Source organism: Actinoplanes sp. NBRC 103695 (assembly GCF_030269485.1).
Lineage (GTDB): Bacteria > Actinomycetota > Actinomycetes > Mycobacteriales > Micromonosporaceae > Actinoplanes.
On sequence record NZ_BSTL01000029.1, the window covers coordinates 76,591 to 101,741 of the forward strand.

General features: G+C 72.0%; 15 protein-coding genes and 1 pseudogene. 9 read left to right on the forward strand and 7 right to left on the reverse strand.

What is annotated here, in order from left to right; all coding sequences use genetic code 11:
• Positions 1 to 7: 7 nt before the first annotated feature.
• Together QSK31_RS38510 and QSK31_RS38515 are read right to left on the reverse strand one after the other, a co-directional pair.
• Positions 8 to 2,107: an iron-containing redox enzyme family protein gene (locus QSK31_RS38510; RefSeq protein WP_285689657.1), complete on the reverse strand. Its 2,100-nt coding sequence runs from the start codon at positions 2,105 to 2,107 to the stop codon at positions 8 to 10.
• 80 nt (positions 2,108 to 2,187) lie between these two features.
• Positions 2,188 to 3,231: an SGNH/GDSL hydrolase family protein gene (locus tag QSK31_RS38515; RefSeq protein ID WP_285689658.1), complete on the reverse strand. Its 1,044-nt coding sequence runs from the start codon at positions 3,229 to 3,231 to the stop codon at positions 2,188 to 2,190.
• Between the two features lie 153 nt (positions 3,232 to 3,384).
• On the opposite strand from QSK31_RS38515, the gene QSK31_RS38520 reads away from it, so the two are divergent.
• From QSK31_RS38520 to QSK31_RS38560, 9 genes are all read left to right on the forward strand, one after another.
• On the forward strand, positions 3,385 to 3,873 hold the full coding sequence (locus QSK31_RS38520; RefSeq protein WP_285689659.1) for a GNAT family N-acetyltransferase: 489 nt from the start codon (positions 3,385 to 3,387) through the stop codon (positions 3,871 to 3,873).
• 168 nt (positions 3,874 to 4,041) lie between these two features.
• On the forward strand, positions 4,042 to 5,007 hold the full coding sequence (locus tag QSK31_RS38525; RefSeq protein WP_285689660.1) for a fatty acid desaturase family protein: 966 nt from the start codon (positions 4,042 to 4,044) through the stop codon (positions 5,005 to 5,007).
• Positions 5,004 to 6,698, forward strand: a complete 1,695-nt coding sequence (locus tag QSK31_RS38530) for a SidA/IucD/PvdA family monooxygenase (RefSeq protein WP_285689661.1) — start codon at positions 5,004 to 5,006, stop codon at positions 6,696 to 6,698. The genes QSK31_RS38525 and QSK31_RS38530 overlap by 4 nt, the downstream gene beginning before the upstream one ends.
• Positions 6,695 to 6,895, forward strand: coding sequence for an MbtH family protein (locus QSK31_RS38535; protein WP_285689662.1), 201 nt, complete (start codon positions 6,695 to 6,697; stop codon positions 6,893 to 6,895). Before QSK31_RS38530 ends, QSK31_RS38535 begins: the two co-directional genes overlap by 4 nt.
• A 14-nt stretch (positions 6,896 to 6,909) precedes the next feature.
• Entirely contained in the window at positions 6,910 to 7,995 is a 1,086-nt protein-coding gene (locus QSK31_RS38540) for an amidinotransferase (RefSeq protein ID WP_285689663.1), read from the forward strand.
• A 5-nt stretch (positions 7,996 to 8,000) separates the two neighbouring features.
• Positions 8,001 to 9,791, forward strand: coding sequence for an ABC transporter ATP-binding protein (locus QSK31_RS38545; RefSeq protein WP_285689664.1), 1,791 nt, complete (start codon positions 8,001 to 8,003; stop codon positions 9,789 to 9,791).
• On the forward strand, positions 9,788 to 11,569 hold the full coding sequence (locus tag QSK31_RS38550; protein WP_285689665.1) for an ABC transporter ATP-binding protein: 1,782 nt from the start codon (positions 9,788 to 9,790) through the stop codon (positions 11,567 to 11,569). Before QSK31_RS38545 ends, QSK31_RS38550 begins: the two co-directional genes overlap by 4 nt.
• Before the next feature lie 63 nt (positions 11,570 to 11,632).
• A complete protein-coding gene (locus QSK31_RS38555) occupies positions 11,633 to 16,492 on the forward strand; it encodes a non-ribosomal peptide synthetase (protein WP_285689666.1) in 4,860 nt (1,619 codons plus the stop codon).
• A 4-nt stretch (positions 16,493 to 16,496) separates the two neighbouring features.
• Positions 16,497 to 20,204, forward strand: coding sequence for a non-ribosomal peptide synthetase (locus QSK31_RS38560; protein WP_285689667.1), 3,708 nt, complete (start codon positions 16,497 to 16,499; stop codon positions 20,202 to 20,204).
• Positions 20,205 to 20,307: 103 nt separating this feature from the next.
• Here QSK31_RS38560 and QSK31_RS38565 read toward each other — a convergent pair whose 3' ends face one another.
• The 5 genes and pseudogenes from QSK31_RS38565 to QSK31_RS38585 all read right to left on the reverse strand — a co-directional run bounded on the left by QSK31_RS38565 (position 20,308) and on the right by QSK31_RS38585 (position 25,122).
• Positions 20,308 to 20,976 (reverse strand): FMN-binding negative transcriptional regulator, encoded by a 669-nt coding sequence (locus tag QSK31_RS38565; RefSeq protein WP_285689668.1) that lies wholly within the window; start codon positions 20,974 to 20,976, stop codon positions 20,308 to 20,310.
• Positions 20,977 to 21,001: 25 nt separating this feature from the next.
• Positions 21,002 to 22,804, reverse strand: coding sequence for a gamma-glutamyltransferase family protein (locus tag QSK31_RS38570; RefSeq protein WP_285689669.1), 1,803 nt, complete (start codon positions 22,802 to 22,804; stop codon positions 21,002 to 21,004).
• Positions 22,801 to 23,976, reverse strand: a complete 1,176-nt coding sequence (locus QSK31_RS38575) for a 3-methyl-L-tyrosine peroxygenase-related protein (protein ID WP_502873075.1) — start codon at positions 23,974 to 23,976, stop codon at positions 22,801 to 22,803. Before QSK31_RS38575 ends, QSK31_RS38570 begins: the two co-directional genes overlap by 4 nt.
• Positions 23,949 to 24,230 (reverse strand): annotated as a pseudogene (locus tag QSK31_RS49300) (VOC family protein); the annotation flags it as partial. The gene QSK31_RS38575 and the pseudogene QSK31_RS49300, both read right to left, overlap by 28 nt.
• 28 nt (positions 24,231 to 24,258) lie before the next feature.
• Complete coding sequence (locus QSK31_RS38585) at positions 24,259 to 25,122, reverse strand: aspartyl/asparaginyl beta-hydroxylase domain-containing protein (protein ID WP_285689672.1); 864 nt, start codon at positions 25,120 to 25,122, stop codon at positions 24,259 to 24,261.
• Positions 25,123 to 25,151: the final 29 nt, after the last annotated feature.

Consider the following 25,151-nt stretch of genomic DNA (forward strand, 5'->3'; position numbering starts at 1 on the left):
CCTCACTTCATGCTCGGCGAGCCGCGGTGCGAGCCCAGAATCCGGACGGCGGGTTGAGCGACCGGTACCCGGTCCGGATCCGTTCCCAGACCTCCGCCCGAGCCGCGGGCGCCTGCTGCGTCAGGTATCCGTCGATGGCGTCGGCCGCCCAGGCGGAGTGCCCGGTCGCGACGTTGTCGATCGTGTTGTGGATGTCGACGAACAGGGTGCTGAAGCCGTACTCCCGGAGGGACTGCCTGGCCCGGCGGTAGCTCCCGCCGACACCGGACAGCTCCATCGCCAGGTTCAGGCCGAGGATCTCCGCCTCGAAGGTGCGCGGGAACCGGCCGACCGCCAGCCAGTAGACGGGCAGTTCGAACGACTGGTCCCACAGGTCGGGCCAGGCAGCGAACTCCGGTGACCGGGTCGGCGGCAGGTCGATGCCCATGTCCTTCAGGGCGTCGCGGAAGATCAGCGGGTGGTTCAGGTTCAGCTCGCCGTTCCCGAGCTCGTCCCAGTAGGTCTCGAACAGGAAGTGGCCGCGCTCGGTGGAGGCGAGCTGGTAGTCGGTGTAACCGGACAGCCAGGCGCCGTCGATCAGGGTGGTCGGCGCCAGTTGCAGCGTCGAGTCGATCACGTCGGCGCGTCTGGGCAGGGCCACGCCCTGGTCGTGCTGGAAGTCGTCGTTGTGCAGGTCGTGCTGGTCGAGCAGCCAGGGCCGCAGCCCGCCGGCCGGTGGCTCGGCAGGCAGGGCGGGATCCGACGAGTTCATGCCGAAGCGGGAGCGGGCGAGCCACTCCTCGACGTAGCGAAGCGCGTATCGCCGGGTGGCCGGGGTCATGGCGCGCCGCATCAGGTACGTGTACGCCTGCCGCAGATCCGCCGGGGCGCGGCCGGTGTCCGTCTCCGGGACCGTCCGCAGCCTGATCCGCCGAGGCTGGTGGGCCGGCGGCTTCAATGCCGCCCGCTCTCCGGGATCGGCCGGCAGCGCGTCGATCCACCGGTTGATGGTGTCCACGTCCTCGTCCGGGAACACCCGGAACATCGGTCCCCGCTCCGACAGCAGCCGGCCGGTCAGACTGCTCGCCCCGGACCGGCCGGGCCGGATGATGCGGCTGCCGGCCAGCACGGCCAGGAACGGGACCGGGTCGGTGCACGCCTCGGTCAGCCACTCCTTCAACGGCCGGCCCTCCACCACGTACCGGCCGTGGTAGGACGACGCCTCCCGGGCCCGGGACCGCACCAGCTCGGCCATCTCGAAGGCCGGGTCGCGCGCGGCGTCGAGCTCCTGGTAGGTCTCGTCGCACCAGTCCCGCAGCGCGTCGAAGGCCCAGGCGAATCCTCGGTCGATCGCGGTCGCGCCGGGCGGGCCGGCTCCTTCGGCGAACGCGGCCGCCACGGCCCGGGCGTCCTCGACCGCGGGCGCCCGGTCCGAGGTGCGCGCGAGGCCCGGATCAAGCGCCGTCCAGTCGGCCACGTGCGGCAGCCGGCTCCGGACGCCGTCGAGCGGCGGGAGCACGCCGGCCTCGCGCAGGCACAGATCGAGACCGATGATCTCGCCCTGGTAGACCTCCGGGTGCCGGCTCATCGTCAGCGCGATCGCCGGGAGGTAGAACGACTGGTCGGCGATCCGGCGGTCCTGCGCCAGGTGACTCGCCGGGTGGGCGTGCACCGCCACGCGGAGGTGCTGCATCAGGGAGAGGTACGCGCTGCCCCGCGACGCCCGTGGATGTCCGGCGCCGACGTCGGCGGCGAACAGCATGAGCAACCCCATGGAGATCGCTTCCTCGAAGTTCCCCGGCTCACTCATCCACTGCAGCCAGGCCCCCGACAGCGACGCGAGGGGCGCACAGGCCAGGGCCGCCCGGCGCATGAGCACGCCGGCGCAGCCCTCGCTCTCGGCGGTGTCGAACAGCGCGGCGAAGCGGGTCCGCTCGGCGGCCGCCCACTCCCGGACCGCCGGGCCGAGGGCGGCCACCGCGGAGAGGGGGACGCGGTCGAGCTCCGCCACGATCGCGGGCCGGAGAGCGTCGGGATGAGGCGAGCTCTCCGGGTCGCAGGCACGCGCGAACACCGTCTGGATCGGCAACGCCGCCGGATCGTCAGAACATCGGGTAGATGGAATCATCGCGCTTCCTCCTCTGCTTGCGTCGAAAAAACCGGGCCATCACTCGCCGCAGAAATGCCACGGTGACCTCACCTCCCCTCTCAACTCAGCTCGAGGCTCTCGGCCAGCAGCCCCGCGGTGATGTCGTAGCCGTTGTCGTTGAGATGCCCGCGATCGACGAAGAGCCAGTCCGACGGACCGGTCGCCGCGGCGAGCCGCGACACCATGTCGACGAACGGCACGCCCTTGCGCTCGCAGGCCGCGGCCAGGGCCGACGCGTAGGCGGCGCCGGTCGCGATGCTGCCTACCTCGCCGTACCGGTCCTCCCAGGTGCCGTACTCGGAGAATTCGTCGAACTCGTCGAACAGCAGCTTCTCCTGGGGCGACGGCTTCTCCCGGAGCCAGGTCGCGAGGGGCTGCAGCACGAAGCTGACCCGGGCGCCGGTCGCGGCGGCCAGCACGAGCCAGCTGTCGAGGTGCCGCACCGTGAGGTCGACGGCGGACTCGATCACCGTCGACATGGGCGCGCGGACCTCCATGCCGGCCGATCGTGCCGCGGTCGCCGGCTGCTTCGGACCGGTCCGCCAGCGTGGGCCCTTGACCGGCTTCGCGTACCGCTTCCGCAGCTCCTGCATCTTCTCGAAGTACTCGTTGCAGAAGTAGAACGCGCCCTGCCCGTGCAGCTCCAGATCGGTGATCTGCGCCATGATCAGGTTGTTGAAGCCGCTGAAGATGACGATCTCGTCGATCGGCGGCAGCAGGTGCCGGTACAGCGTGTACAACACCAGCTCCTGTGTGGAGTTGAAGTACGGCGCGCCGAAGTTCAGCCAGGGCCGCGACGGCGCGTGCTTCATCCAGAGCCGGGAGGCGAGCGTGGTGCCGTCGCCGGTGGCGCCGAAGCCCAGCGTCCCCGAGCCGCCGACCAGCAGGCGGATCGGCCCGTCGAGCCGCTCCGAGCCCACCGACGCCTGCGTGCCCGGGCCGTGCGACATGCGGAATCCGTACTGGTCGGTGTTGATGGTGGCGGATCGGAAATTCGGCCGATTGAAATACATCAGATAGGGGAGATAGACCATTTCCCCGCGGTCCAGGAATTCAAGATATTCCGCCGTCTGGGGAGTCAACAGGTCGCTCTGCCGTACCAAGACGGGGCCTCCTTCGATCGAACCATCGAAGAGAAACGTATCCCCGGGTGATTGGTGCACGGTGTCCCTGAAATACGGGTCCGTCGACTCAATATGGACGGCCGTGTTAGTCTCGCAGACGCTTTTGATCCACTATGACCTCCTGGAGGCACGGTGACCGAGAAGGTGGCCGGGGGCGCGTCACTGCGACCTCTGCGCGAGGAAGACCTCCCGACGCTGTTCGAGATCCAGCTCGACGACACCGCCCAGCGGCTGGCGGCTTTCACCGACAAGACCGCCCACGATCGCGACGCCTACCTGGCCAAGTTCCGGAAGATCCTGGCCAACGACGAGATCACCAACCGGGTGATCGAGGTCGACGGCACGATCGTCGGCAGCGTCGCCGCCTTCCCGATCCAGGGCGACATGGAGGTCACGTACTGGATCCACCGGGACTGGTGGGGGCGGGGCGTGGCCTCCGCGGCCCTCGCCGGGCTGCTCGACGAGGTGACGGTACGGCCGGTGTTCGGCCGGGTCGCCGAGGACAACGCCGGCTCGGTCCGGGTGCTGGAACGCAACGGTTTCGTGCGCGTCGGCACCGATGAGGGGTTCTCCGAGGCACGTCAGGAGACCGTCACGGAGCTGGTTTTCAAACTGAATTGAATGGACCGCGTGGAAATCCCGCACCCGAGTCATCGGGTGCGGGTTTTTTTATTGCCATTTCAACCATGCGATCACCGATGTCGCCGGTTCAGGTGACTGCGCCGTCTGCCGGGCCGCTGCCTATGTTCGATCGGACAGCAGCCGAACCGCAGGAAGGTGATGGTGAACGTGGTCGACCGAAAGCCTCGGCGTTTCTGGCGCAACAGTCCGGCCGATGCGATCCTGCTCGGGATCTGCGTCGTGCAGTTCGCCGGCACGATCGCGCTGGCCGCGCTGACCCCGGCTGGGCTGTTGCCGCGGCTCGCCTCGGCGATCCTGGTCGCCGTCATGATGACGTACTCGTTGATCGTGGTCACGCACCTGTTCGTACACCAGCCGTGGTTTGCCGACGACCGGCTGAACTCGGTCATGTCGATGGTGAGCTCGGCCAATATCGCGCAGTCGGTGCAGGCGTACCACCTGAGCCACGTCCGTAACCACCACCGTTACAACAACGACCGCAAGCGCGACGGGACGACCGCCGATCTCAGCTCGACCTTCCGGTACAGCCAGGACGACGAGCACGCCCCCCTCCTGCGCTATCTGGCCTTCAGTCTCGTCGCGTCGATCCAGGATTACGCGATCACGGTGGCCTCGCTGGTCCGCCTGGGCGGAGTCGGTCCCGGGGAGGCCACGCTGCGGGACCTGGCCGCGCGGCATCCGGCCCGGCGGGCGGCCGAGCTCGGCCAGATCCGCTGGGACCGGCTCGCGCAGCTGGCCTTCACCGCGCTGCTCGCGGTCCTGTCCTGGCAATGGGTGCTGATGTGCTATCTGCCCGCGGTCGCGGTAGCGCTGACGCTGGTGAACGTCCAGAACTACTACCGGCACTTCGGCGCCGAGCCGGACAGCCGGTACGCGAACTCGGTGAGTCACTACGGCCGGCTGTACAACCGGCTGACCTTCAACGACGGATACCACCAGGAGCACCATCTGCGCCCCACGACGCACTGGAGCCGGCTTCCCGAGGTGGCGGAGCGGTACCAGGAGCAGCTCGACGAGGCCGGTCGCGTCGTGTCCCCGGTGCCGGCCGTGGTCGGGTTCCTGGACATCGGCCGCTCGGCCGAGCACTCACCGGCGACCCTGCCCGCCCGATGAGCCCGGCCGGCGGGCGGGGCACCGCGGACGACCCGTACGACGTGATCGGGCTGGGCTTCGGACCGTCCAACATCGCGCTCGCGATCGCCGCCCAGGAGATCGCACCGGATCGCAGCTGCCTGTTCCTGGAGCGGTCCCCGGACACGCGCTGGCACGAGGGCATGCTCATCGACGGCGCCCGGATGCAGATCTCCTTCCTCAAGGATCTGGTGTCGCTGCGCAACCTGGCCAGCCCGTTCACGTTCCTGCAGTACGAGAAGGCCAAGGGGCGGCTGGAGAAGTTCGTCAACCTGGCCGAGTTCCGGCCGACCCGGCTGGAATTCCAGGACTACCTGCGGTGGGTCGCCGCCCAGTTCTCCGGCGTGGTCCGCTATCGCACCGCGGTCCGCGAGGTGACCCCGGTCCGTGACGACGACGGCGCCCTGTCGCTGTTCCGGGTCACCGCGGCCGACACCGCGAGCGGCGAGATCGTCGAGTACCACGCCCGGAACCTGGTGCACGCGCTCGGCGGCGTGCCCCGCGTGCCGGAGACCGTGACGACCGGCCCGACCGTGGTGCACTCCAGCGCGTTCCTGTCCACGATCCCGAAGACCTTCACCGACCACGAGCGCGACTGGGAGTTCGTGGTGGCCGGCGACGGGCAGAGTGCCGGCGAGATCGCCTACTACCTGCTGGACCGGTACCGCAACGCCGGTGTCCACCTCGTCCTGCCCGGGTACTCGCTGCGTGCCACCGACAACAACCCGTTCGCCAACGAGCAGTTCTTCGAGGCCAACGCCGACGACTTCCAGGCCCGCGACGAGGCCAACCGGCGCGACTACGCGGGCAGCCTGCGGACGACCAACTACGGCGTGGTCGAGGAGGGCTTCCTCGACGAGTTGTACCGGCTGGTCTACGCCGACGAGGTCCGCGGCCGGACCCGGTTCGTGGTGCACGACGGCTCCCGGCTGACCCGGGCCGAGGACGACGGCGCGGGCGTCCGGATCGGGGTCGACAGCCGCTTCGGGCGTGGTTCGTCCGAGCTGCGCGCCGACGGCCTCGTACTGGCCACCGGTTACCGCCGGGAACTCGACCCGGCGATGTACGGCGACGTCCTGCCCTACCTGCGGACCGACGCCGCCGGGCGGCCGGTGGTCTCCCGGGAGCATCGGGTGTGCACCACCGGGGAGCTGGCCTGCGGCCTGTACGTGCAGGGCTTCGCCGAGGCGACCCACGGGCTCGGCGACACCCTGCTGTCGCTGCTGCCGTTCCGGTCCAAGCAGATCATCACGGCCATCGCCAAGGACGGCGGGTCGCTGGCCCGCACGTTCTCGCCGGCCCAGGACGACACCGCGACGTTGCTGGAGCTGATCGAACGGTGCGGCTCCGGGACGCTGGTCAGCGCCGGCCCGGGCGAGTTCCCGTCGGCCACCCGGCTGCCGCTGGTGCTGGATCGAGGCCGAGGCCGCCACGGCGTCCTGTTCGGACAGCTGGACCGGGCCGATCCGCGGCTGGCCGCGCTGACCGGCGGCAAGGTGCTGGCGGTGTTCCGGCCGGACGTCACCCGAGCCGGGACACCCGCGTCGATCGACGTCCGCGGCGGCCTGCGACTGGTCACCGACCAGGACCGGTGCCCCGGCGGCGCGGTCGGGCTGGAGATCGAGATCGAGGCGCTGTCCGCGGACCGGACCGAGAGCGAGAGGCAGTCATGAGCGACACCGACGAGACGTACGTGATCGTGCGCAACGACGAGGAGCAGTACTCCATCTGGCGCTCGGGCCGGCCGGTGCCCGCCGGATGGGAGACGGCCGGCGAGCCGGCGCCCCGGGCGGACTGCCTGGCGCGGATCGCCGAGCTGTGGACGGACATGCGCCCGGCCAGCCTGCGGGCTGCCATGGGCGATCGATGAGCGGAGCAGACACCGTGGCTGCTGAGCCGGAGGACACGATCGGGTCGCCGGTGCGTTCGTACAACGAGTGGGATCCGCTGGAGGAGGTCATCGTCGGCGCGGTCGACGGCGCGCATTTCCCGCCGTACGACGCCGTGACCGCGGCGCCGCTCTCGCCGGCCCAGCGCGCGGTGTTCAAGGAGCGGGCGGGCCGTCCGTTCCCGGCCGACGAGGTCGCCGCCGCCCGCGACGAACTGGACCAGCTGGTCGACATCCTGAAGAACCAGGGCGCCCGGGTACGCCGGCCGGAGCCGCGTGACCACGGCCGGTCGTACGGCGCGCCGGGCTGGTCCAGCACCGGGCTCTACGACGCCATGCCGCGTGACCTGCTGCTGGTGGTCGGCGACCGGATCATCGAGGCGCCGATGGCGTGGCGGTCCCGGTACTTCGCCAGCTCGGCGTACCGGTCGCTGCTCAAGGAGTACTTCCACGGCGGCGCGCGGTGGAGCGCCGGCCCGCGCCCGGAGCTCGCCGACGACCTGTACGTCGAGGGCTGGACCGATCAGCCGGACGGGGAGCCGTTCCGCTCGGTCATCACCGAGTTCGAGCCGACCTTCGACGCCGCCGACTTCATGCGGTGCGGCCGGGACATCTTCGTCCAGCGCAGCCACGTCACCAACATGATGGGCATCGAGTGGGTACGCCGGGAGATCGGCGACGAGTACCAGGTGCACGTGGTCGAGCTGGCCGACGACCACCCGATGCACATCGACGCCAGCCTGATGCCACTCGCACCGGGCAAGCTGCTCATCCACCCCGACCGGGTGGTCGAGGTGCCGGCCCAGTTCAAGAACTGGGAGGTGCGCCGCGCGCCGGAGCCGGTCATCCCGGACGGTCACCCGCTGTACATGACCAGCAAGTGGATCAACATGAACATCCTGATGGTGGACGAGACGCACATGGTCGTCGAGGCCCAGGACATCCCGATGCGGCGGCTGGCCGAGAGCTGGGGCATCACGCCGATCCCGTGCCCGTTCCGGAACTTCAACAGCTTCGGCGGCTCCTTCCATTGCGCCACCACCGATGTCCGGCGGCGCGGCGAGCTCCGGTCGTACATCTAAACCTGATGATTGAAGGAACGATGGCGCAGCAGGAATCACCAGCGCGGCCAGGCCTGATCCGCCGCACGCGGGCATTGCTGCTGGCCGCCTTTCGCGCCCATCCGGGCCCGATGATCGCGGCGCTGGCCGGCTCGGTGCTGTACGGAGCGGGCATGGTCGCCTGGTCCGTCGCACTCGGCGAACTGGTCAACACCGTGGTCATACCGCGGTTCGGCGACGGCCACGTCATCACCGGCGCCGCGCTGGCCATGGTGCTGGCCGTGCTCGCGATCGGTGTGGTCCAGGGCGGCGCCGGGCTGGTCCAGCGCTGGGCCTCCACCGCGGTCCGGGCCCGGTTCGACGCCGGCCTGCGAGAGGCTGTGGTCGAGCGGTACGACGCGCTGCCGATGGCGTACCACCAGGCGCACCCGACCGGGGAGAAGCTGGCCCGCGTCACCACCGACCCGGAGGCGGCCGCGATGCTGCCGGCCCGGATGCCGTACGTCTTCGGCATGCTCCTGCTCTTCGTGGTGACCGCGGGCTGGTCGCTGGTCGTGGACCCGGTCCTGGCACTCATCGGGGGCGCCATGATTCCCGCGCTGCTGCTGGTCAACTCGTTCTACCAGAAGCAGGTGCAGGCGCCCGCCGAGCAGGTCCAGGAGCGGCTGGGCCGGGTGACCGCGGTCGCCCACGAGAGCTTCGACGGCGCGTTCCTGGTCAAGACGCTCGGCCTCGAGCACGCCGAGCGGGACCGGTTCGCCGCCGAGTCGGGCCGCCTGCGCGACGCCAAGATCACGCTGGCCGTCCGGGAGACGATGCTGGACTCGCTGGTCGACCTGATCCCGATGGCCACCTCGCTGATCATCGTGGTCGCCGGCGCGTTGCGGGTGAACAGCGGCGCGATCACGGTCGGCACCCTGGTCAGCTTCGTCAACCTGTTCGCCCTGCTGGTGGTGCCGCTGCGCACGATCGGCAACATCCTCGGGCACGTGCCGCGCACGCTGGCCGGATACGCCCGGGTCGAGACCGTCCTCGCCGAGAGCCCGCCGCCGCCCGTGACCGACCCGCAGCCGCTGCCGGACGGCCCCCTCGACCTGAGCGTCCGCGATCTGACCTTCGCCTATCCGGACGGCCGGCCGGTGCTGTCCGAGGTGAGCTTCGACGTACCGGCCGGCGCCACCGTCGCCATCACCGGGAGCACCGGCTCGGGCAAGACCACGCTGTTCCTGGCCCTGGCCGGGTTGCTGCCGCCGTCGGGGGGCTCGGTGCGGCTGGGCGGGGCCGACCTGTACCGGATCGCCGCGGCCGATCGGGCGGCGGCGTGCGCCGCTGTCTTCCAGGAGCCGTTCATCTTCGCCGGCACGATGGCTGAGAACGTCCTGCTCGACTCACCCGGATCCGAGCGGCTCACCGACGCGCTCCGGCTCGCCGCCGCCACCGCCCTGGTCGACGGCCGGCCCGAGGGGCTGGACACCCGGGTCGGCGAACGGGGGGTGAAGCTCTCCGGCGGCGAACGACAACGCCTCGCGCTGGCCCGGGCGCTGGTCCGCCGGCCCCGGTTGCTCCTGCTGGACGACGCGACCTCCGCCGTCGACGCCACCACCCGGCAGGAGATCATGGCCGGGCTCGCGGCCGAGCTGCCGTCCACCACCACGATCGTCGTGACCAGCAGCCCCGCCACATTGGCCCTGGCCGACACGGTCGTCTACCTGGACCGCGGCCGGGTGGCCGGCGTGGGCCCCCACGCCGACCTGCTGCGGATCGACGCGTACGACCGGCTGACCCGGGCCTACGAGCGGGAGCGGGTGGTCGCGTGAGCACGGTCCCGGCCGACGCCGAGAGCATCACCGGTTCGACGTTCGCGGTGGTGCGCCGCGGGCTCGCCGCCATCCCGGAGATCCGCGACGGCCTGCCCGTCACCATCTTCTTCGCGCTGCTCAGCGGGTTCGGCCGGCTGGCCGTGCCGATCCTCGTCCAGCAGCTCATCGACCGCGGTCTCAGCACCGGCCACATCGACACCGGTCAGATGACCCGGCTCGGCGTGGTGGCGGCGGTGGCCGTCCTGGGCACCGCCCTGGCCACCTGGGCCAGCCACCTGCGGCTCGCCGTGGCCAGCGAGCACGCGCTGTTCGGCCTGCGCGTCCGCGCGTTCAGCCACGTGCACCGGCTCAGCGTGGCGTACCACTCGGCAGAGGCACGCGGGAAGCTGGTGTCCCGGGTGACGTCCGACGTCGAGACCCTCAGCCAGTTCCTGCAGTGGGGCGGCATCGCCTGGGTCGTGAACGGCGCCATCATGGTGGCCTCGCTCGCCGCCATGGCCTACTACGACCTCTGGCTGACCCTGGTCACGGTCGCCCTGACCGTGCCGTTGCTGCTGCTGATCAGGTCGCTGGCCGGCCGCCTCGGCGCCGCACACTCCGCGGTCCGGGGCCGGGTGGCCGACCTGCTGACGGTGATCTCGGAGACGATCCAGGGCGCGGCCGTGATCCGCGCCTACCGCATCACCGGGCCGAGCCTGCGGCGCACCACGGCGAGCATTCACCGGTGGCGGGACGCGAACACCCGGGCCGGATACCTCGGCGGCACGCTGTTCTCCCTGGCCGACCTGTTCGCCGTGATCATCGTGGTCGGCGTCGTCGCGGTCGGCCTGGCGATCGGCCCGTCGACCGGCCACAGCGCCGGCGAACTGGTCGCGTTCATCCTGCTGGTGACCCTGTTCCTGGCCCCGATCGCCGAGTTCACCCAGATCATCGACTTCACCCAGAACGCCGTCGCGGGCTGGCGGCGGGTCCTGGCGTTGCTGGACATCGCCGAGGACGTCGCCGAACCGGTCGAGGGCCGGCAGCTTCCGGCCGACCCGCCCGAGGTGGTCCTGGAGAACGTCTCCTTCGGCTACCCGGACTCCGGCCCGACCCTGATCGACGTGTCGTTCGACGTGCCCGCCGGCCGCCAGGTGGCGCTGGTCGGCGCCACCGGATCGGGCAAGACGACGCTGACCAAGCTGATCGCCCGGCTCGCCGACCCCGACCGCGGCCGCATCCTGATCGGCGGTGTGGACGTGCGCGAGATCGCGACCGGCTCGCTCCGCTCACGCCTGGTCGTCGTACCTCAGGAACCGTTCCTCTTCGACACCACGATCGAGCAGAACGTCCGCTGCGGACGGCCGTCCACCACCCGCGACGAGATCGAGCGGGCGTTCACCGACCTGGGCGCGGGCGCGTTCCTGGCCGGTCTGGAGCACGGCCTGGACACGCCGGTCGGGCAGCGCGGCGAGAGCCTGTCGGCCGGGGAGCGGCAACTGGTCGCCCTGGTCCGTGCGCACCTGGCCGACCCGGCCTGCCTGCTCCTCGACGAGGCGACCTCGGCCGTGGACCCCGAGATCGAGCTGACGCTCATCGAGGCGCTGCGCCGGCTGACCGCGGGCCGCACGTCGGTGACCGTGGCGCATCGGCTGGCCGTGGCCGAGCGGGCCGACGAGGTGATCGTGCTCGACGGCGGCCGGCTGGTGGAACGCGGCGGGCACGACGAGCTGGTCTCCGCGGGCGGCGTCTACGCCGGCCTGTACGACAGCTGGCAGCGGGCCACGGTCGACTGAACCGGCTTCTCGATTCACTGACACGGATGTGGAGGACCGATGTCCGATCTTTGCGTACATCACTTGATCGAGGCTCAGGCCGCGCGGACCCCGGACACGGCGGCGGTCATATCCGGTGCCGGTGTGCTGAGTTTCCGGGAGCTCGACGATCGCGCCGGCGAACTGGCCGCCCGGCTCGCCGAGCGTGGGGTGCGGCCGGAGGTCCGGGTCGGTGTCGCGGTCGAGCAGTCGTCCCCGCGCTGGCTGGTGACGCTGCTGGCGGTGTGGAAGGCCGGCGGCGTCTACGTCCCGCTCGACGCCTCGCTGCCGGCCACGCTGGTGGAGGGGATGCTGGCCGACGCCGAGGTGGAGCTCGTGGTCCGCGAGGATCTGGACGCTCTTACCGGCCGGTCCGGGCACAGCGCGCCGGCGATGTGGCCCGGCAATCTCGCGTACTGCACCTTCACCTCCGGCTCGACCGGGCGGCCGAAGCCGGTCGGTGTCTCGCACGCGAGCCTGGCCGGCCACGCCACCGCGATCCGGGACGAGCTGGACCTCGGCCCGGCCGACCGGTTCCTGCAGTTCACCTCGATGCACATCGACGCCTCGCTGGAGGAGGTGCTGCCGGCGTGGCTGGCCGGAGCGGCGGTCGTGCTGCCGGACGCGCCCCGGCCGACCAGCGTCGAGCTGACCGGGCTGATCTCGGCGCACGGGGCCACCGTGGTGAGTCTCCCGAGCGCGTACTGGCACCAGTGGACGGACGATCTCGTGGCCGGGATCGTGGCGCTGCCCGAGGTCGTGCGCACCGTGTTCGTCGGCGGCGACAAGGTACGGATGGACCGGTTCGCCGCCTGGGCGAAGGTGGTCGGCTCGCGGCCGGTGGACTTCGTCGCCGACTACGGGCCGACCGAGGCCACGATCAGCTGCACCACCCACCGTCCGGACCCGGCGAACCTGTCCGGCGACGGGCTCGTGCCGATCGGGCGGCCACTGCCGGGAGTGACCGTGCACCTGCTCGACGACGAGCTGGCGCCGGTGGCCGACGGCGAACCGGGCGACCTGTGGATCGCCGGTCCCGGGCTGGCCCGCGGCTACCTCGGCGTGCCGGACATGACCGCCGACCGGTTCCGGCCGGACCCGTTCGGGCCGGCCGGCACCCGGATGTACGACACCGGTGACCGGGCGAGCCGGCTCCCGGACGGGACCCTGCAGTTCCTCGGCCGCTCCGACCGCCAGGTCAAGATCCGCGGTTTCCGGATCGAACCCGGCCAGGTGGAGAACGCGGTCCGCGCGTGCGCCGGGGTGCGCGACGCCATCGTGGTCGCGGCCGACGACCCGGTCTCCGGCGCGCGGCTGATCGCGTACGTCGAGGGCGACGAGACGCCGGGGCTGCGCGCCGAACTGGCCGGCCGGTTGCCCGGCCACATGCTCCCGCACACCATCGTGTGGCTCGACCGGATCCCGCGGTCCCCGCTGAGCGGCAAGGCGCTGCCGTCCGAGCTGCCGCCACCGCCCGCGCCGTCCCCCGGACCGGCCGGTGAGGGCGTCGCCGGCCTCGTCGCCGAGGTGCTGGGCCGGCCGGTCGGCGCCGAGGAGGACTTCTTCGCCGCGGGCGGCGACTCCCTGCGCGGGCTGCAACTGCTCAGCCGCATCGCCCGGGCCACCGGCGCGGCGCTGACCTTCAACGACCTGCGGTCGGCGCCGACCGCGACCGGCCTGGCCGCGCTGATCGAGGGCGCGGACCGGCGGGACCCCGGCGACGGGATCGTCGCGGCCGCCGGTGGGCACGACGAGCTGCGTCCGGCCTCCCGCGGCCAGGCCGCGCTCTGGTACCTGGACGGGCTGCAGCAGGGCGCCGCGACCTACGCCGTGCCGCTCGGCTACCGGATCTCGGGCCCGCTCGACCTCGATCGGATGGACGCCGCGCTCAGCACGCTGGTGGCCCGGCACGAGTCGCTGCGGACCACTCTCGAGGAACAGGACGGCCGAGTCCAGGCCCGGTTGCGGCCGCCGTCGCCGGTCCGCACCGAGGTGACTACGGTCTCCGGGCCCGCGGAGGCGACGCGGCGGGCCGAGGCCGACGCGGCCCGCCCGTTCGACCTGTCGGCCGGCCCGTTGCTGCGCTCGTCCTGTTACCGGATCGGCGACGACGAGCACCTGTGGCTGCTCAATGTGCACCACAGCGCGTTCGACGCGTGGTCGCTCGGGGTCTTCCGGCGGGAGTTCGCCGCGCTGTACCAGGGGCGCCCGGTGGCCGCTCCGTCCGTGCGGTTCGCCGACTACGTGGCCTGGCAGGAGCGCTGGCTGGAGTCGGAGGAGGCGGCCGGGCAGCGCCGGTACTGGGCGGACCGGCTCGACGGCGACGCGCCGGGGCCGGAGCCGGGCCGGCCGACCGGCGCGGACGGCCAGGGAGGTTTTTCGATCCCGCTCGCGCTCGGCCAGGTCAGTGAGTCCGATGTGGAGCGGGTGGCCCGCGACTGTGGCTCGACCCCGTTCGGCGTGCTGCTCGCCGGCTTCCTGGCCACCCTGCATCGGATGTCCGGCGGCGCCGACGACATCGTGGTCGGCGTGCCGATGGCCGGCCGGGTCCGCCCCGGCACCGAGGATCTGATCGGCTACCTCGTCAACACGGTGCCGCTGCGGATGCGGTTCACCCCCGGCCTGCGTTTCCGGGATCTGGTGGCCCGCACCGACGAGGCGCTGGCCGAGGCGTTGACCCGGCAGGACCTGCCGTTCGCGGAGATGGTCGGCGGCCTCGCGCGCGGTGCCGACGCCGCCGAGAACCCGGTCTTCCCGACCATGTTCGTTCTCCAGTCCACCCCGGTCGACACCGACGGCGACATCGACGGTCTGAGGATCGAGGAGCAGACCGTTCATTCGGGTACGGCCAAGATGGCGCTCACCTGCACCCTGCGGCTGGACGGAGGAACCCTGGCCGGTGAGGTCGAGTACGCCACCCGCCGCTTCGACCGCCCGTCCGCCGGCCGCTGGCAGGACGCCCTGGTCACCCTCCTCGCCTCGGTGCTGGCCGACCCCGGGGCGCCGCTGACCGAGTTGCCCCTGCTGCCCGCCACCGCGGCAGACGCCCAGCTGGCCGCGATCAACGCCGGGCACGAGGACCGGAGCGCCGCCCGCACCCTGTTGCACGACGGTTTCCACGCGGCGCTGGCCCGCGATCCGTCCGCGGTGGCCGTGCGGGAGGGCATGTCCGCCATCAGCTACGCCGAGCTGGACGCCGGGGCCGAGTCGGTGGCGATCGAGCTGGCCGCCGCCGGCATCGGGCCCGAGGACCTGGTCGGGGTGTGCCTCCCACGCTCGGTGCAGTCGATCGCGGCGCTGCTGGGGGTGCTCCGTGCGGGGGCCGGCTTCGTGCCGCTGGACGCCGGGTACCCGGCCGAGCGCCTGCGCTGGATCGCCACCGACTGCGCGATGGCCGCGGTGATCGCTGCCGAGCCGGTGCCGGCCGGGCTGGAGAACGTACCGCGGATCCACCCGGTCGACGGGTCCTCCGGGCGCGGCCAGGTGACGACCCATCCGCGGAACACGGCCCATCCGCGGAACACGGCGTTCGTCTACTACACGTCGGGGTCCACCGGCCGGCCCAAGGGCGTCGTCATCGATCACGGCTGCGCGGCGTCCCGGGTGGAGTGGATCACCCGCCGATACCAGCTCGCGCCGGGCCGGCGGGTGGTGCACAAGACTCCGCTGATCTTCGACGTGGCGATCTGGGAGATCTTCTCGACGCTCGCCTCGGGCGCCGAGGTGGTGCTGGCCGAGCCGGGCACCGAGACGGACGTGCCGTACCTGGCCGGGCTGCTCGCCGCGCCGGGCACCGTGCTGGCCCACTTCGTGCCGTCGATGCTGGACATGTACGTCGCGGCCGCCCCGGACACCGGCTATCCGGACCTCGGCTGCGTGCAGACCTCCGGCGAGGCGGTGCCGGCGGCCCTCCTGGAGCGGTTCGCCGCCCACTTCGACGTCGACCTGCACAACGCCTACGGCCAGACCGAGACCTCCGAGGTCGCGCTCTGGACCGGCCGGGCCTGGCCGGGAGACGGCGGCGTGCCGATGGGACGGGCGGTCAACGGCTACCGGCTGTACGTCTTGGACGAGGCGCTCCGGCCGGTGCCCGCGGGCGTGGTCGGCGAGCTGTACGTGGCCGGCGTGGACGGCCTCGCCCGCGGCTACCTCGGGCAGCCGGAGCTGACCGCGCAACGGTTCCTGCCGCATCCCGCGCCGGTGGTGCCGGGGGAGCGGCTGTACCGCACCGGCGACCTGGCCGCCCGGGACGACGACGGCCTGCTGCACTACGCCGGCCGGGCCGACGGGCAGGCCAAGGTCCGCGGCGTACGGGTCGAGCCCGGCGAGATCGAGGCGGTGGTCGGCAGCCACCCGGCGGTCGGGCGGGTGGCCGTGGCGATCCGCGAGGACGAGCCCGGGGTCAAGGAGATCGTGGCCTACCTGGTCGGCGCGGACGCGGTCATCCCCGAGGTGGCCGAGCACGCGGCCGGTTACCTGTCCCGGTATCTGCTGCCGTCGGTCTACGTGAAGCTGGACGCGTTGCCGCTCACCGCGTCCGGGAAGGTCGACCGCACGGCCCTTCCCGCGCCGACCAGCCGGGACCGCGAGGCCCGCGCCGACGGCGTCTCGGAAACCACCTCCCTGATCGAGGCCGAGGTCGCCGGGATCTGGCGCGAACTGCTCGGCGTCGGCCGGATCGGAAGAACTCAGAACTTCTTCACCGCCGGCGGCACCTCGCTGTCGGCCATGCAGATGCTGCACCGGATCAAGGCCCGGTTCGGCGTGTCCATCACCGTCCGGCAGTTCTTCGACGCGCCGACCATCGCGGGCGTGGCCGCGCATCTGGAGAAGGCTCTGGTCGCCGAGGTGAACGCGCTGTCCGACGACGTCATCGCCGAGCGACTCGGCGCAACGGGGGAGTGACCTGATGACCACATTGGACACAAGGAAGCAGCGGCTGCTGATGAGCCTGCTGCGCCGGCAGCCGGCCCAGGGCCCGCGCATCGCCCCGGTGCCGCCGGGCACCGCCGTGCCGCTCAACTCGCCGCAGGCCCGGATCTGGTTCTCCTGCCGGCAGTACCCGGACAGCTCCGAATACAACATGCCGGACATGCGGGTCCTGGACCGCGCGCTGGACCTCGCGACGTTGCGCGCCGCCACGGCCGAGCTGATGGCTCGGCACACCGTCCTGCGGGTGCGGATGTTCGAGCGCGACGGCGTGCCGATGCAGGTGGACAGCGGCCCGATCGATCCGCCGGTGACCTGGCACGACCTGCGACATCTGCCGGCCGGCGAGGCCGCGGCGGAGGCCACCAGGATCAGCAACCGCTCCGTCCAGCGGGCGTTCCCGCTCGACGAGCCGTGCTTCTTCGAGGTCATCGGGTTCGCGCTGCCCGGCGGCCGGTCCATGGTGACGACCAACTTCCACCACCTGGTCGTCGACGGGCTGTCCCGGCTGCGGGTCGTCGGTGAGCTGGACGCGTTGCTGGCCGGTCGGCCGCTCGACCCGCCGCCGGCGGCCGGGTTCTTCGACTACGTCGCCTGGGAGCACGAGCACACCGACGACGAGGTGGTGCGGCGCGACCTGTCCTACTGGATCGACAAGCTGGCCGGTGACCTGCCGGTGCTGGACCTGCCCCGCGACCACCCCCGACCGGCCCGGGCCAGCCGGACCGGGGACACCGTGCCGTTCACGATCCCCGGGTCGCTGATGGCGCCGTTGCAGCGGCTGGCCGCGGACGAGGGATGCACCCTGTTCGTCGTCGTTCTGGCCGCGTACAAGCTGTTCCTGGCCCGGATGGCCGGGCAGCGGGACATCATCGTCGGAGCCCCGCTGGCGGGCCGCGACCACGAGGTCGCCGAGTCGATCGTGGGCTGCTTCGTACGGTCGGTGCCGCTGCGTACCGACCTGTCCGGTGATCCGACCTTCCGCCAGCTCGTCCGCCGCGTGCACGAGACCCTCCTGGAGGCCCACGACCATCAGGCCGTGCCGTACGAGGAGGTCGTGGCCGAGCTCGGGCTGCCCCGGCTGTCCGGCGTCCACCAGGTGTTCCAGACGATGGTCAACCTGGTCCAGTCGGGCGCCGCGGTCGGCGAGCCGGCCGAGATGGGCGCCGACCTGGACACCCTCGCCGCGATGTGGGACCTCGCCCTCAGCCTGACCGCGGACGGCGACGGGCTCCGCGGCGTCATCATCTATGCCTTCGACCTGTTCGACCGGCCGGCCGCGCTCCGGTTCGCCGAGGTCCTCCAGGGCCTGCTGGTGGCGGCGGCCGAGGAGCCGGACGCTCCCGCGTTCGAGCTGCCGCTGATGGCGCCGCAGGAGCGGGAACGTGTCCTGCGCCAGTTCGACAGGCCGGCCCGGCCGCACGTCCGGCACCGCACGGCGGCGGAGCCGTTCGAGGAGCAGGTCCGGCGCACACCGGACGCGGTCGCCCTGCGCGCCACCGACGGCGAGGTCAGCTACGCCGAGCTGAACGCGCGGGCCAACCGGCTGGCCCGTCACCTGCGCGACGCCGGGGCCGGCCCGGACTCGGCCGTGGGGATCCGTCTCGCCCCGGGCGCCGGCCAGATCATCGCGTTGTACGCCGCGGCCAAGATCGGGGCGCCGTACGTGCTGATCGAACCCGAGCGCCCGGACGACGCCGGCCCGGCCGTCGAGCTGACCGATCAGGAGCTCGATCCCGGCCGGTGGGCCGGGCTGTCCTCCGACGACCTGCCGGTCGACGGAGCCGGATTCGACGTGCTCCACCTGGCCGGCACGCCCGCGGCCGCCTACCCGGTCGCGGCGTTCCTGGCCGACGTCGCGCGCCTGCAGTCCGACCACCCCCTCGGCCCCGGCGACGTCGCACTCCTGGAGACCCCCGACGGCTGCTTCTGGCCGCTGTCGTACGGCGCGGCCGTCGCGATCTGCCCGCCCGAAGTGCACCGGGACCCGCGGCGGCTGCCCCAGTTCGTCGCCGAGCTCGGCGTCACCGCACTGTCGGTACGGCCGTCGATGGCACCGGACGTGGCCGGATTCCCGGGCACGCTGGTCGCCGGTCACCGCCTGCCCGAGACCGGCCGGATCGCCGGCAAGCGCGCGTATGTCCTGGACGAGGCCCTCGCCCCGGTGCCCGCGGGTGTCGCCGGCGAGCTGTACGTCGGCGGCGAGGACGGCCTGGCCCACGGCTATCCGGCGCGGCCGGCCCGGACCGCGGAACGGTTCGTGGCCGACCCGTTCGGCGTACCCGGCGCCCGGATGTTCCGTACCGGCGAGCTCGGCCGATACCGCCGCGACGGCGTGATCGAGCACCTCGGCCCGATCGACCGGCAGATCCGGATCCACGGCCTGCGCGTCGATCCGGAGGAGATCGAGGCGGCCTTCACGGACCAGGACGACGTGTGGCGCGCCGTGGTCACCGCCGCACCGGACGGTGGCCTCGCCGCCTTCGTGGTGCCGGACGAGGACGAGGAACCGTCGGCGACGGTCGTCGCCGGCCGGGCGGCCCGGCAGGTGCCGGACTATCTGATGCCGGCCACCGTCACCGTCGTGGAGCGGATTCCCCGGACCGGCGGCGGCGACATCGACCTGGCCGCACTGCTCGACCTGCGCGACAACGCCGGCGGCGCCGACGCCGGCGGCGTGGGAAGCACCGACCGGCCCGAGACGGAGCTGGAGACCCAGCTGGCCGAGATCTTCGCCCGGGTGCTGCGCCGGGACTCGGTCGGGGTCACCGAGAGCTTCTTCGACATGGGCGGCCACTCGCTGCTGGTGTTCAAGCTGATCGAGGAGTGCTCGACCAAGCTCGGGCTGTGGCCGACCGTCCAGGACGTGTTCACCGGACCGTCGGTCCGTGCGCTGGCGGCCACACTGGCCGCGATGCCGGCGGCCCCCGCCGTCCCGGTCGGCTCGCGGGGCGCGGATGCGCTGGTGGCCCTGGCCGAGAACCCGGGCGCGCCGCTACTGGTCCTGGTGCACGCCGCGAGTGGTTCCGTGCTGCCGTTCTACGAGGTGTCCCAGCGGCTCGGCTCGGAGTTCGCGGTGTACGGGCTGCAATCCACGCCCGGCGAACCGGCGGCCTCGATCGAGGAGATCGCCGCCCGCTACGTGCCGGCGGTGGACGCCGTGCGCGGCGTCGCCCCGGTCATCGTGGCCGGCTGGTCGATGGGCGGGTGCGTGGCGCTGGAGATGGCCCGGCTCTGGCGGGACCGCGGCGAACCGGTCGCCGCGACCCTGATGCTGGACACCTGGGCGCCGCCGTCGTTCATGGCCGCGGAGGCGGACGAGGCCCAGGTCCGGGCATCGATCCTGGAGCTCGACGTGCTACGGCTGGAGGGCGCCGACACCACGGCGGTGGCCGCGCTCGACGGGACGGTCGAGCGCAACCGGGCGGCGTTCCTCGGCTACCGGCCGGAGCCCTATCCGGGCGAGGTCGACTTCCTGCGGGCGAGCGACCCGCTGCCGGCCGGCGCGCCGTCGTTCCCGGCCGGCTACATGGACGGCGACCGAGGCTGGTCCGCCTTCGCCGCCGAGGTGGCGCCGGCCGAGGTCAAGGGCAGCCATCTGAGCCTGTTCGACGCGGAGCACGCGGACGAGCTGGCCGCGGCGATCAGCGCCGCCGTCGCCCGGCGGATGGGGTTCGAGGAGATCTGAGCGTACGCAGAGGAAGGGCGCGGTTCGCGAGAACCGCGCCCTTCGCCGTGCGTCAGAACGAGTGGTGCGTCAGAACGAGTGGTGCGTCAGAACGAGTCGTGCGTCAGAACGGGCAGCCGGGCGAGCCGTCGGCGTCGCCCATGCCGGCCTCCCGCATCAGATGTGCGATCGGCCGTCCGGCGCCGGTCTCGTCCGCCTCGTAGTGCCGGATCACCGACTCCCGTACGTCGGCCGGCTTCTCCTGGCTCAGCTTGAACAACGCCTCGACCGAGTCGACGGTCAGCCGGAACGCGCCGACGCCGGGCACGATCCTCCGGAAGTAGCCGACCGAGGAGGCCTGGTCCCAGCCCGCGCCGAAGCGGTCCTCGAGCCGCTCGGCCGTCCACCGGACGACCTGCAGCGTCTCCTCCGTATCGTGGATCAGCCGGATGCGGCCGCAGACGTGCACGGCCGCGAAGTTCCACGTCGGCGAGGACGGCTCGGACGGGTAGACCGCGGGCGTCACGAAGCCGCCCGGCCCGTCGAACATCAGCCGGGCGTGCGTGCCGTCGGCCAGGGACTTCCAATGCGGGTTGGCCCGGTTGAGGTGGCCGAACATCTCGGTGCCGGTGAGCGGACCGGAGTCGGGCTGCCCGGGGGCGACCAGGGCCGGTATGCGGCTGGCCCACGGCATGGCCGGTCCGTTGGTGGTGAACGTGGCCAACGGGTGCCCGTCGACGATCCGGCGGTGCCAGCGGTCGTCGGAGATCCGGTAGTGGCTGGGCACGAACATGGGCTACCGCCTCACCGTCGAAGGGCTACCGACATACCGCGTACGCCTGGCGGCCGCGCGCGCCGGTCGCGGCCCGCACGAATCCCGTGCCGGGGTCGACACCGGCCGCGCAGACCTTGCCGAGGGTGGACTCCGGCACCACGTCCAGCCGGTGTCCCCGCTTCTCGAGCCCGGCCAGCACCTCGGGGCCGTGCGAGCGCTCGATGACCACCACGCCCGGCCGCGAGACGCGCGGCGCGAACGACTGCGCGAAGTGGTCGATGTTCCATGCGGGCAGCTCGGTGGCCGCCTGCGGCTCGAGCCCGAACTCCGCGACGGCCAGGAACGCGTGCAGCGTCCACTGGTCCTGCTGGTCACCGCCGGGCGTGCCGAAGGCCAGGAACGGCTCGCCGTCGCGCAGCACGACGCTGGGGCTCAGCGTCGTGCGCGGACGCCGCCCGGGCGCGAGCGAGTTCGGGTGGCCCTCGGTGAGCCAGGCCGTCTGGCCGCGGGTGCCGAGCGCGAAACCGAGCCCCGGCATCACCGGCGAGCTCTTGAGCCAGCCGCCGCTGGGCACGGCCACGGCCAGATTTCCCCACCGGTCCACAACGGCGACGGTGCAGGTGTTGCCGGCGCCGGCGCGGGGCGCCGCCGGGTTCACGGTGGGCAGACCGCTGCGCAGGTGGGCCATCCAGGCGGGTTCGCCGGCGGCGGCCTGCTCCGGGGCGGCCTGAGGGATCCAGGGCTCGCCGCCGCCCGGCCGGCCGGGTACCGGGTCGAGGTTCGCGGCGTCGCCGATCAGCGAGCGTCGTCGCGCCGTGTACTCCGGCGACAGCAGCCCGGCCATCGGCACCGGCGAGTGGTCCGGATCGCCGTACCAGGCCTCGCGGTCGGCGAAGGCGAGCTTGGCCGACTCGGCGATCGTGTGCACGTACTCGGCGCTGCCCAGTCCCATGCCGCGCAGGTCGCATCCCTCGAGGAGGGCGAGCTGCTGCAGGAACACCGGGCCCTGCGACCACGGTCCGGGCTTGTGGACGGTGAAGTCGCCGTACGGCAGCGCGCACGTCTCCTCGACCCCGGCCCGCCAGGTCGCCAGGTCGTCACCGGTCAGCAGGCCGTGGTGCGGCCGGCCGGTCGAGTCGAACACCTCGGTGCGGGCGAAGCGGTCGATCGACTCGGCGACGAAGCCCTCGTAGAAGGCGGCGCGGGCGGCCTCGATCTGAGCCTCCCGGCCGGTCGCCGCGGCCCGCGCCTGGAGGACCAGCCGCTCGTAGGTGCCGGCCAGCGTCGTGTTGTGCATCCGGGAGCCGGCCGCCGGCTCGGATCCGCCCGGCAGCCAGGTGCGGGCCGACTCCGCCCAGTGCGTACGGAAAAGGGGAGCCATCGCCGCGATCGTCGATGCCGCGGCCGGCAGCAACGGATAGCCGCGGGAGGCGTAGCCGATCGCCGGCTCGAGAACGTCGCCCAGCGGCATCGTGCCGAACTCGGAGAGCAGGCGCATCCACGCCCCGAACGCGCCCGGCACGGTCGCCGGCAGCTGGCCCGCCGCGGGCATCTGCTTGATGCCGAGCGCGGCGAACCTGTCGATGGTGGCCGCCTGCGGCATCGGTCCCTGGCCGCAGATGACCCGGACCGTTCCCGACGAGCGGGGGTGCACGGAGATCACGACGTCACCGCCGGGACCGTTGGAGTGCGGTTCGACCACCTGGAGGGTGAATCCGGCCGCCGCCACCGCGTCGAAGGCGTTTCCGCCCCGCTCGAGGATGCTCATCGCGACCGTCGACGCCAGCCAGTGCGTCGAGGCGACGGCGCCGAACGTTCCGGTCAGCTGGGGGCGCAGGACGGTCATCGGCGTACGCCGTCCGCCGGCCCGCAGGCCTGCTCGGCGACGCTGTTCGCCGGCCCGCAGGCCTGCTCGGCGACGCCGAGAACGATGTCGAGGAGGCCGTTCTCACACTTGACCGCCTCGGCCTGGCGCAGCTCGGGTGGCCGTTCCTCGTCGCCGGGGCGGTAGAGGCCGTTGGCCGCCACGTCCTGCGCGATGGCCACCAGCCGCCGCAACAGCTGCGCCACCACCTCGGGCCGGGTGGCCGGGGCGCGCAGCGTCGCGAAGTAGGTGTCGTAGATCATCCCGGCCTGCCGGGTGCGCGGGCCGCGGACGGCCGCCTCGCGCAGCAGCGACTTTCCGTTGGTGACCAGCCTCGCGGCGACCCCGTCGTGCACCAGGTGCAGCAGCCTGATGGCGTCGGCCAGCTCACCGGCGTCGGTGCCGGACATGTTCGGCAGCTGCTTGCGTCGGAACAGGTCGCGGATCGGCCAGTAGTCGGGGGCCCAGGCGCCGCTGAAAGCCCGGTGCCGCAGCCGCATGCTCGGCCGGATCAGCACGCTGTACAGGTCGGGCGGGCAGGAACCGGTGTAGAGCAGCATCGCCGAGTAGCCGTCCACGTAGCGGCTGATCGAACCGGCGACCTCGGCCGCCGTCCGGCGGCCCTGGTTCAGGTCGTCGAGGAGTCCGGCGATCAGCCGCCACACCACGAAGCAGACCTGGTGCCCGGTGATCCACCGGAACCAGAACAGCTCGTCCGGCTCGTCGCAGCGGTCGACCTCGGGGGTCAGCAGGCCACGCTCGCCCAGGGTGCGGATGCGCCAGCAGATCTGGGCGTGGGCCTCGGGCGCGACCACGACCGCCGGGTCGTGCTCGGCGTGCGGTGCGCCGACGGCCGGGAGGACCAGCGGCTCCAGGCCGTACGCGAACCCGCCGAAGTCCCACCGCCCGGTGGCCGGCAGGTCGGACAGGGCCTCACTGACGACCGCCGTCATGACGCGGCCTCCGGCACGTAGGTGAACTCGAACTCCAGCCCGTTCACGTCGTACGAGTAGAAACTCCGCACGCCGTCCGCGTCGACCACGATGTCGGTCGGCTGCTCGTCCGACGCGTACCGGTAGCGGCCGGAGTCGTACAGCTCGATCCAGCGCCGCCGCAGCCGGTCCAGATCGCCGGGGGAGTCCACGGTGAAACAGAAGTGCTGGAACTGGACGGCGCTCTCGGCCGGCGCGGCGACCCGGCCGGGCCGCTCGAACAGGTGCACCCGCACGTCGCCGAGGACCATCTCGGTCAGCGTCCGGATACCCGGCAGCCGGCTCGTGGTCAGTTCGGAGAACTTGTCGAGGGTCCACGCCCGCTCGCACCCGAGAAAATCGGAATACCAGCGCACGCTGTTCTCGAGGTCGTTCGTCTGGACCCCGACGTGATGGAACCGCGGCGTCATTTCCATTTCTCATCACCTCGTAAGAAGACGGCGGTTATTCGTCGGCGGACCGTTCCAGCGTGTAGTAACGGCGCAATTCCTCGACGTGCGCCAGGACGGCCGGGTTCTCGGCCGCGCGCGCGATCTCCACCATGGTGTTCCAGACGAAATCGTCGCCGCCGTCGAACCGGTAATGGTTCTTGATGACGATGCTGAAGATCTCGTTGACGGTTTCGGAGGTGATGACCTCGGCGAGCCGCAGCAGGGCGGCTCGGCCGGCGTCGGTGAGCGGCGGACGCTCGACCGTCTTGGCGGCCGGGATGCCGTCGCCGGGGTGGTTGCCCCGGACCGTGATCAGCGGCTTGTCCGACGGCACGTCCACGAAGTCGAGCATCAGGTGGATCCGCTCCTCGGTGGAGAGCACCGCCACCGAGTGGATCTCCGAGGCGTCGAGGAACCACACCTCGCCACGGCCCATCCGGAACACGGTGCTGCCCTGGTTGAAGAAGCAGTTCTCGTTGGTGACCAGCGGGATGTGCATGCGGTGGGCGTTGCGCGTGTCGTCCGCGAGATCGCTCAGCTCCAGCAGGTCGCGGTGCGGGATGATCACGCTGTTCTGCACCTTGGCCAGCCGGACGAAGTTGAGCCGGTCCAGGTCGGCGACTCCCGAGATCAGCTCCCGCAGGTAGGGGAGCCGGTCGCCGAACTGCGTGAAGGCGGCGGGCCGGCCGTGGTCGTAGTTGGTGACCACACCGTCGCCGGCGTCGCCGCCGCGGGCCCAGAGCATGCAGCTCTTCCAGGAACCACCGAAGACATAATCGCTGTACGCCTCGGACCACGCGAAGGAATCGCTCTGCTCGAGGTCTTTCGCGAGACGGGTGTCGTCCAATGGCGTGTCGGCTACATAATGGGTTCGCATCGGATCACACAATCCCTCTCAGTTTTAAT

Excerpts from the sequence above, each read along its gene's own strand:
- QSK31_RS38510 (WP_285689657.1), bottom strand. The coding sequence starts at position 2,107 with ATGATTCCATCTACCCGATGTTCTGACGATCCGGCGGCGTTGCCGATC.
- QSK31_RS38530 (WP_285689661.1), top strand. The coding sequence starts at position 5,004 with ATGAGCCCGGCCGGCGGGCGGGGCACCGCGGACGACCCGTACGACGTG.
- QSK31_RS38535 (WP_285689662.1), top strand. The coding sequence starts at position 6,695 with ATGAGCGACACCGACGAGACGTACGTGATCGTGCGCAACGACGAGGAG.
- QSK31_RS38545 (WP_285689664.1), top strand. The coding sequence starts at position 8,001 with ATGATTGAAGGAACGATGGCGCAGCAGGAATCACCAGCGCGGCCAGGC.
- QSK31_RS38560 (WP_285689667.1), top strand. The coding sequence starts at position 16,497 with ATGACCACATTGGACACAAGGAAGCAGCGGCTGCTGATGAGCCTGCTG.
- QSK31_RS38565 (WP_285689668.1), bottom strand. The coding sequence starts at position 20,976 with ATGTTCGTGCCCAGCCACTACCGGATCTCCGACGACCGCTGGCACCGC.
- QSK31_RS38570 (WP_285689669.1), bottom strand. The coding sequence starts at position 22,804 with ATGACCGTCCTGCGCCCCCAGCTGACCGGAACGTTCGGCGCCGTCGCC.
- QSK31_RS38585 (WP_285689672.1), bottom strand. The coding sequence starts at position 25,122 with ATGCGAACCCATTATGTAGCCGACACGCCATTGGACGACACCCGTCTC.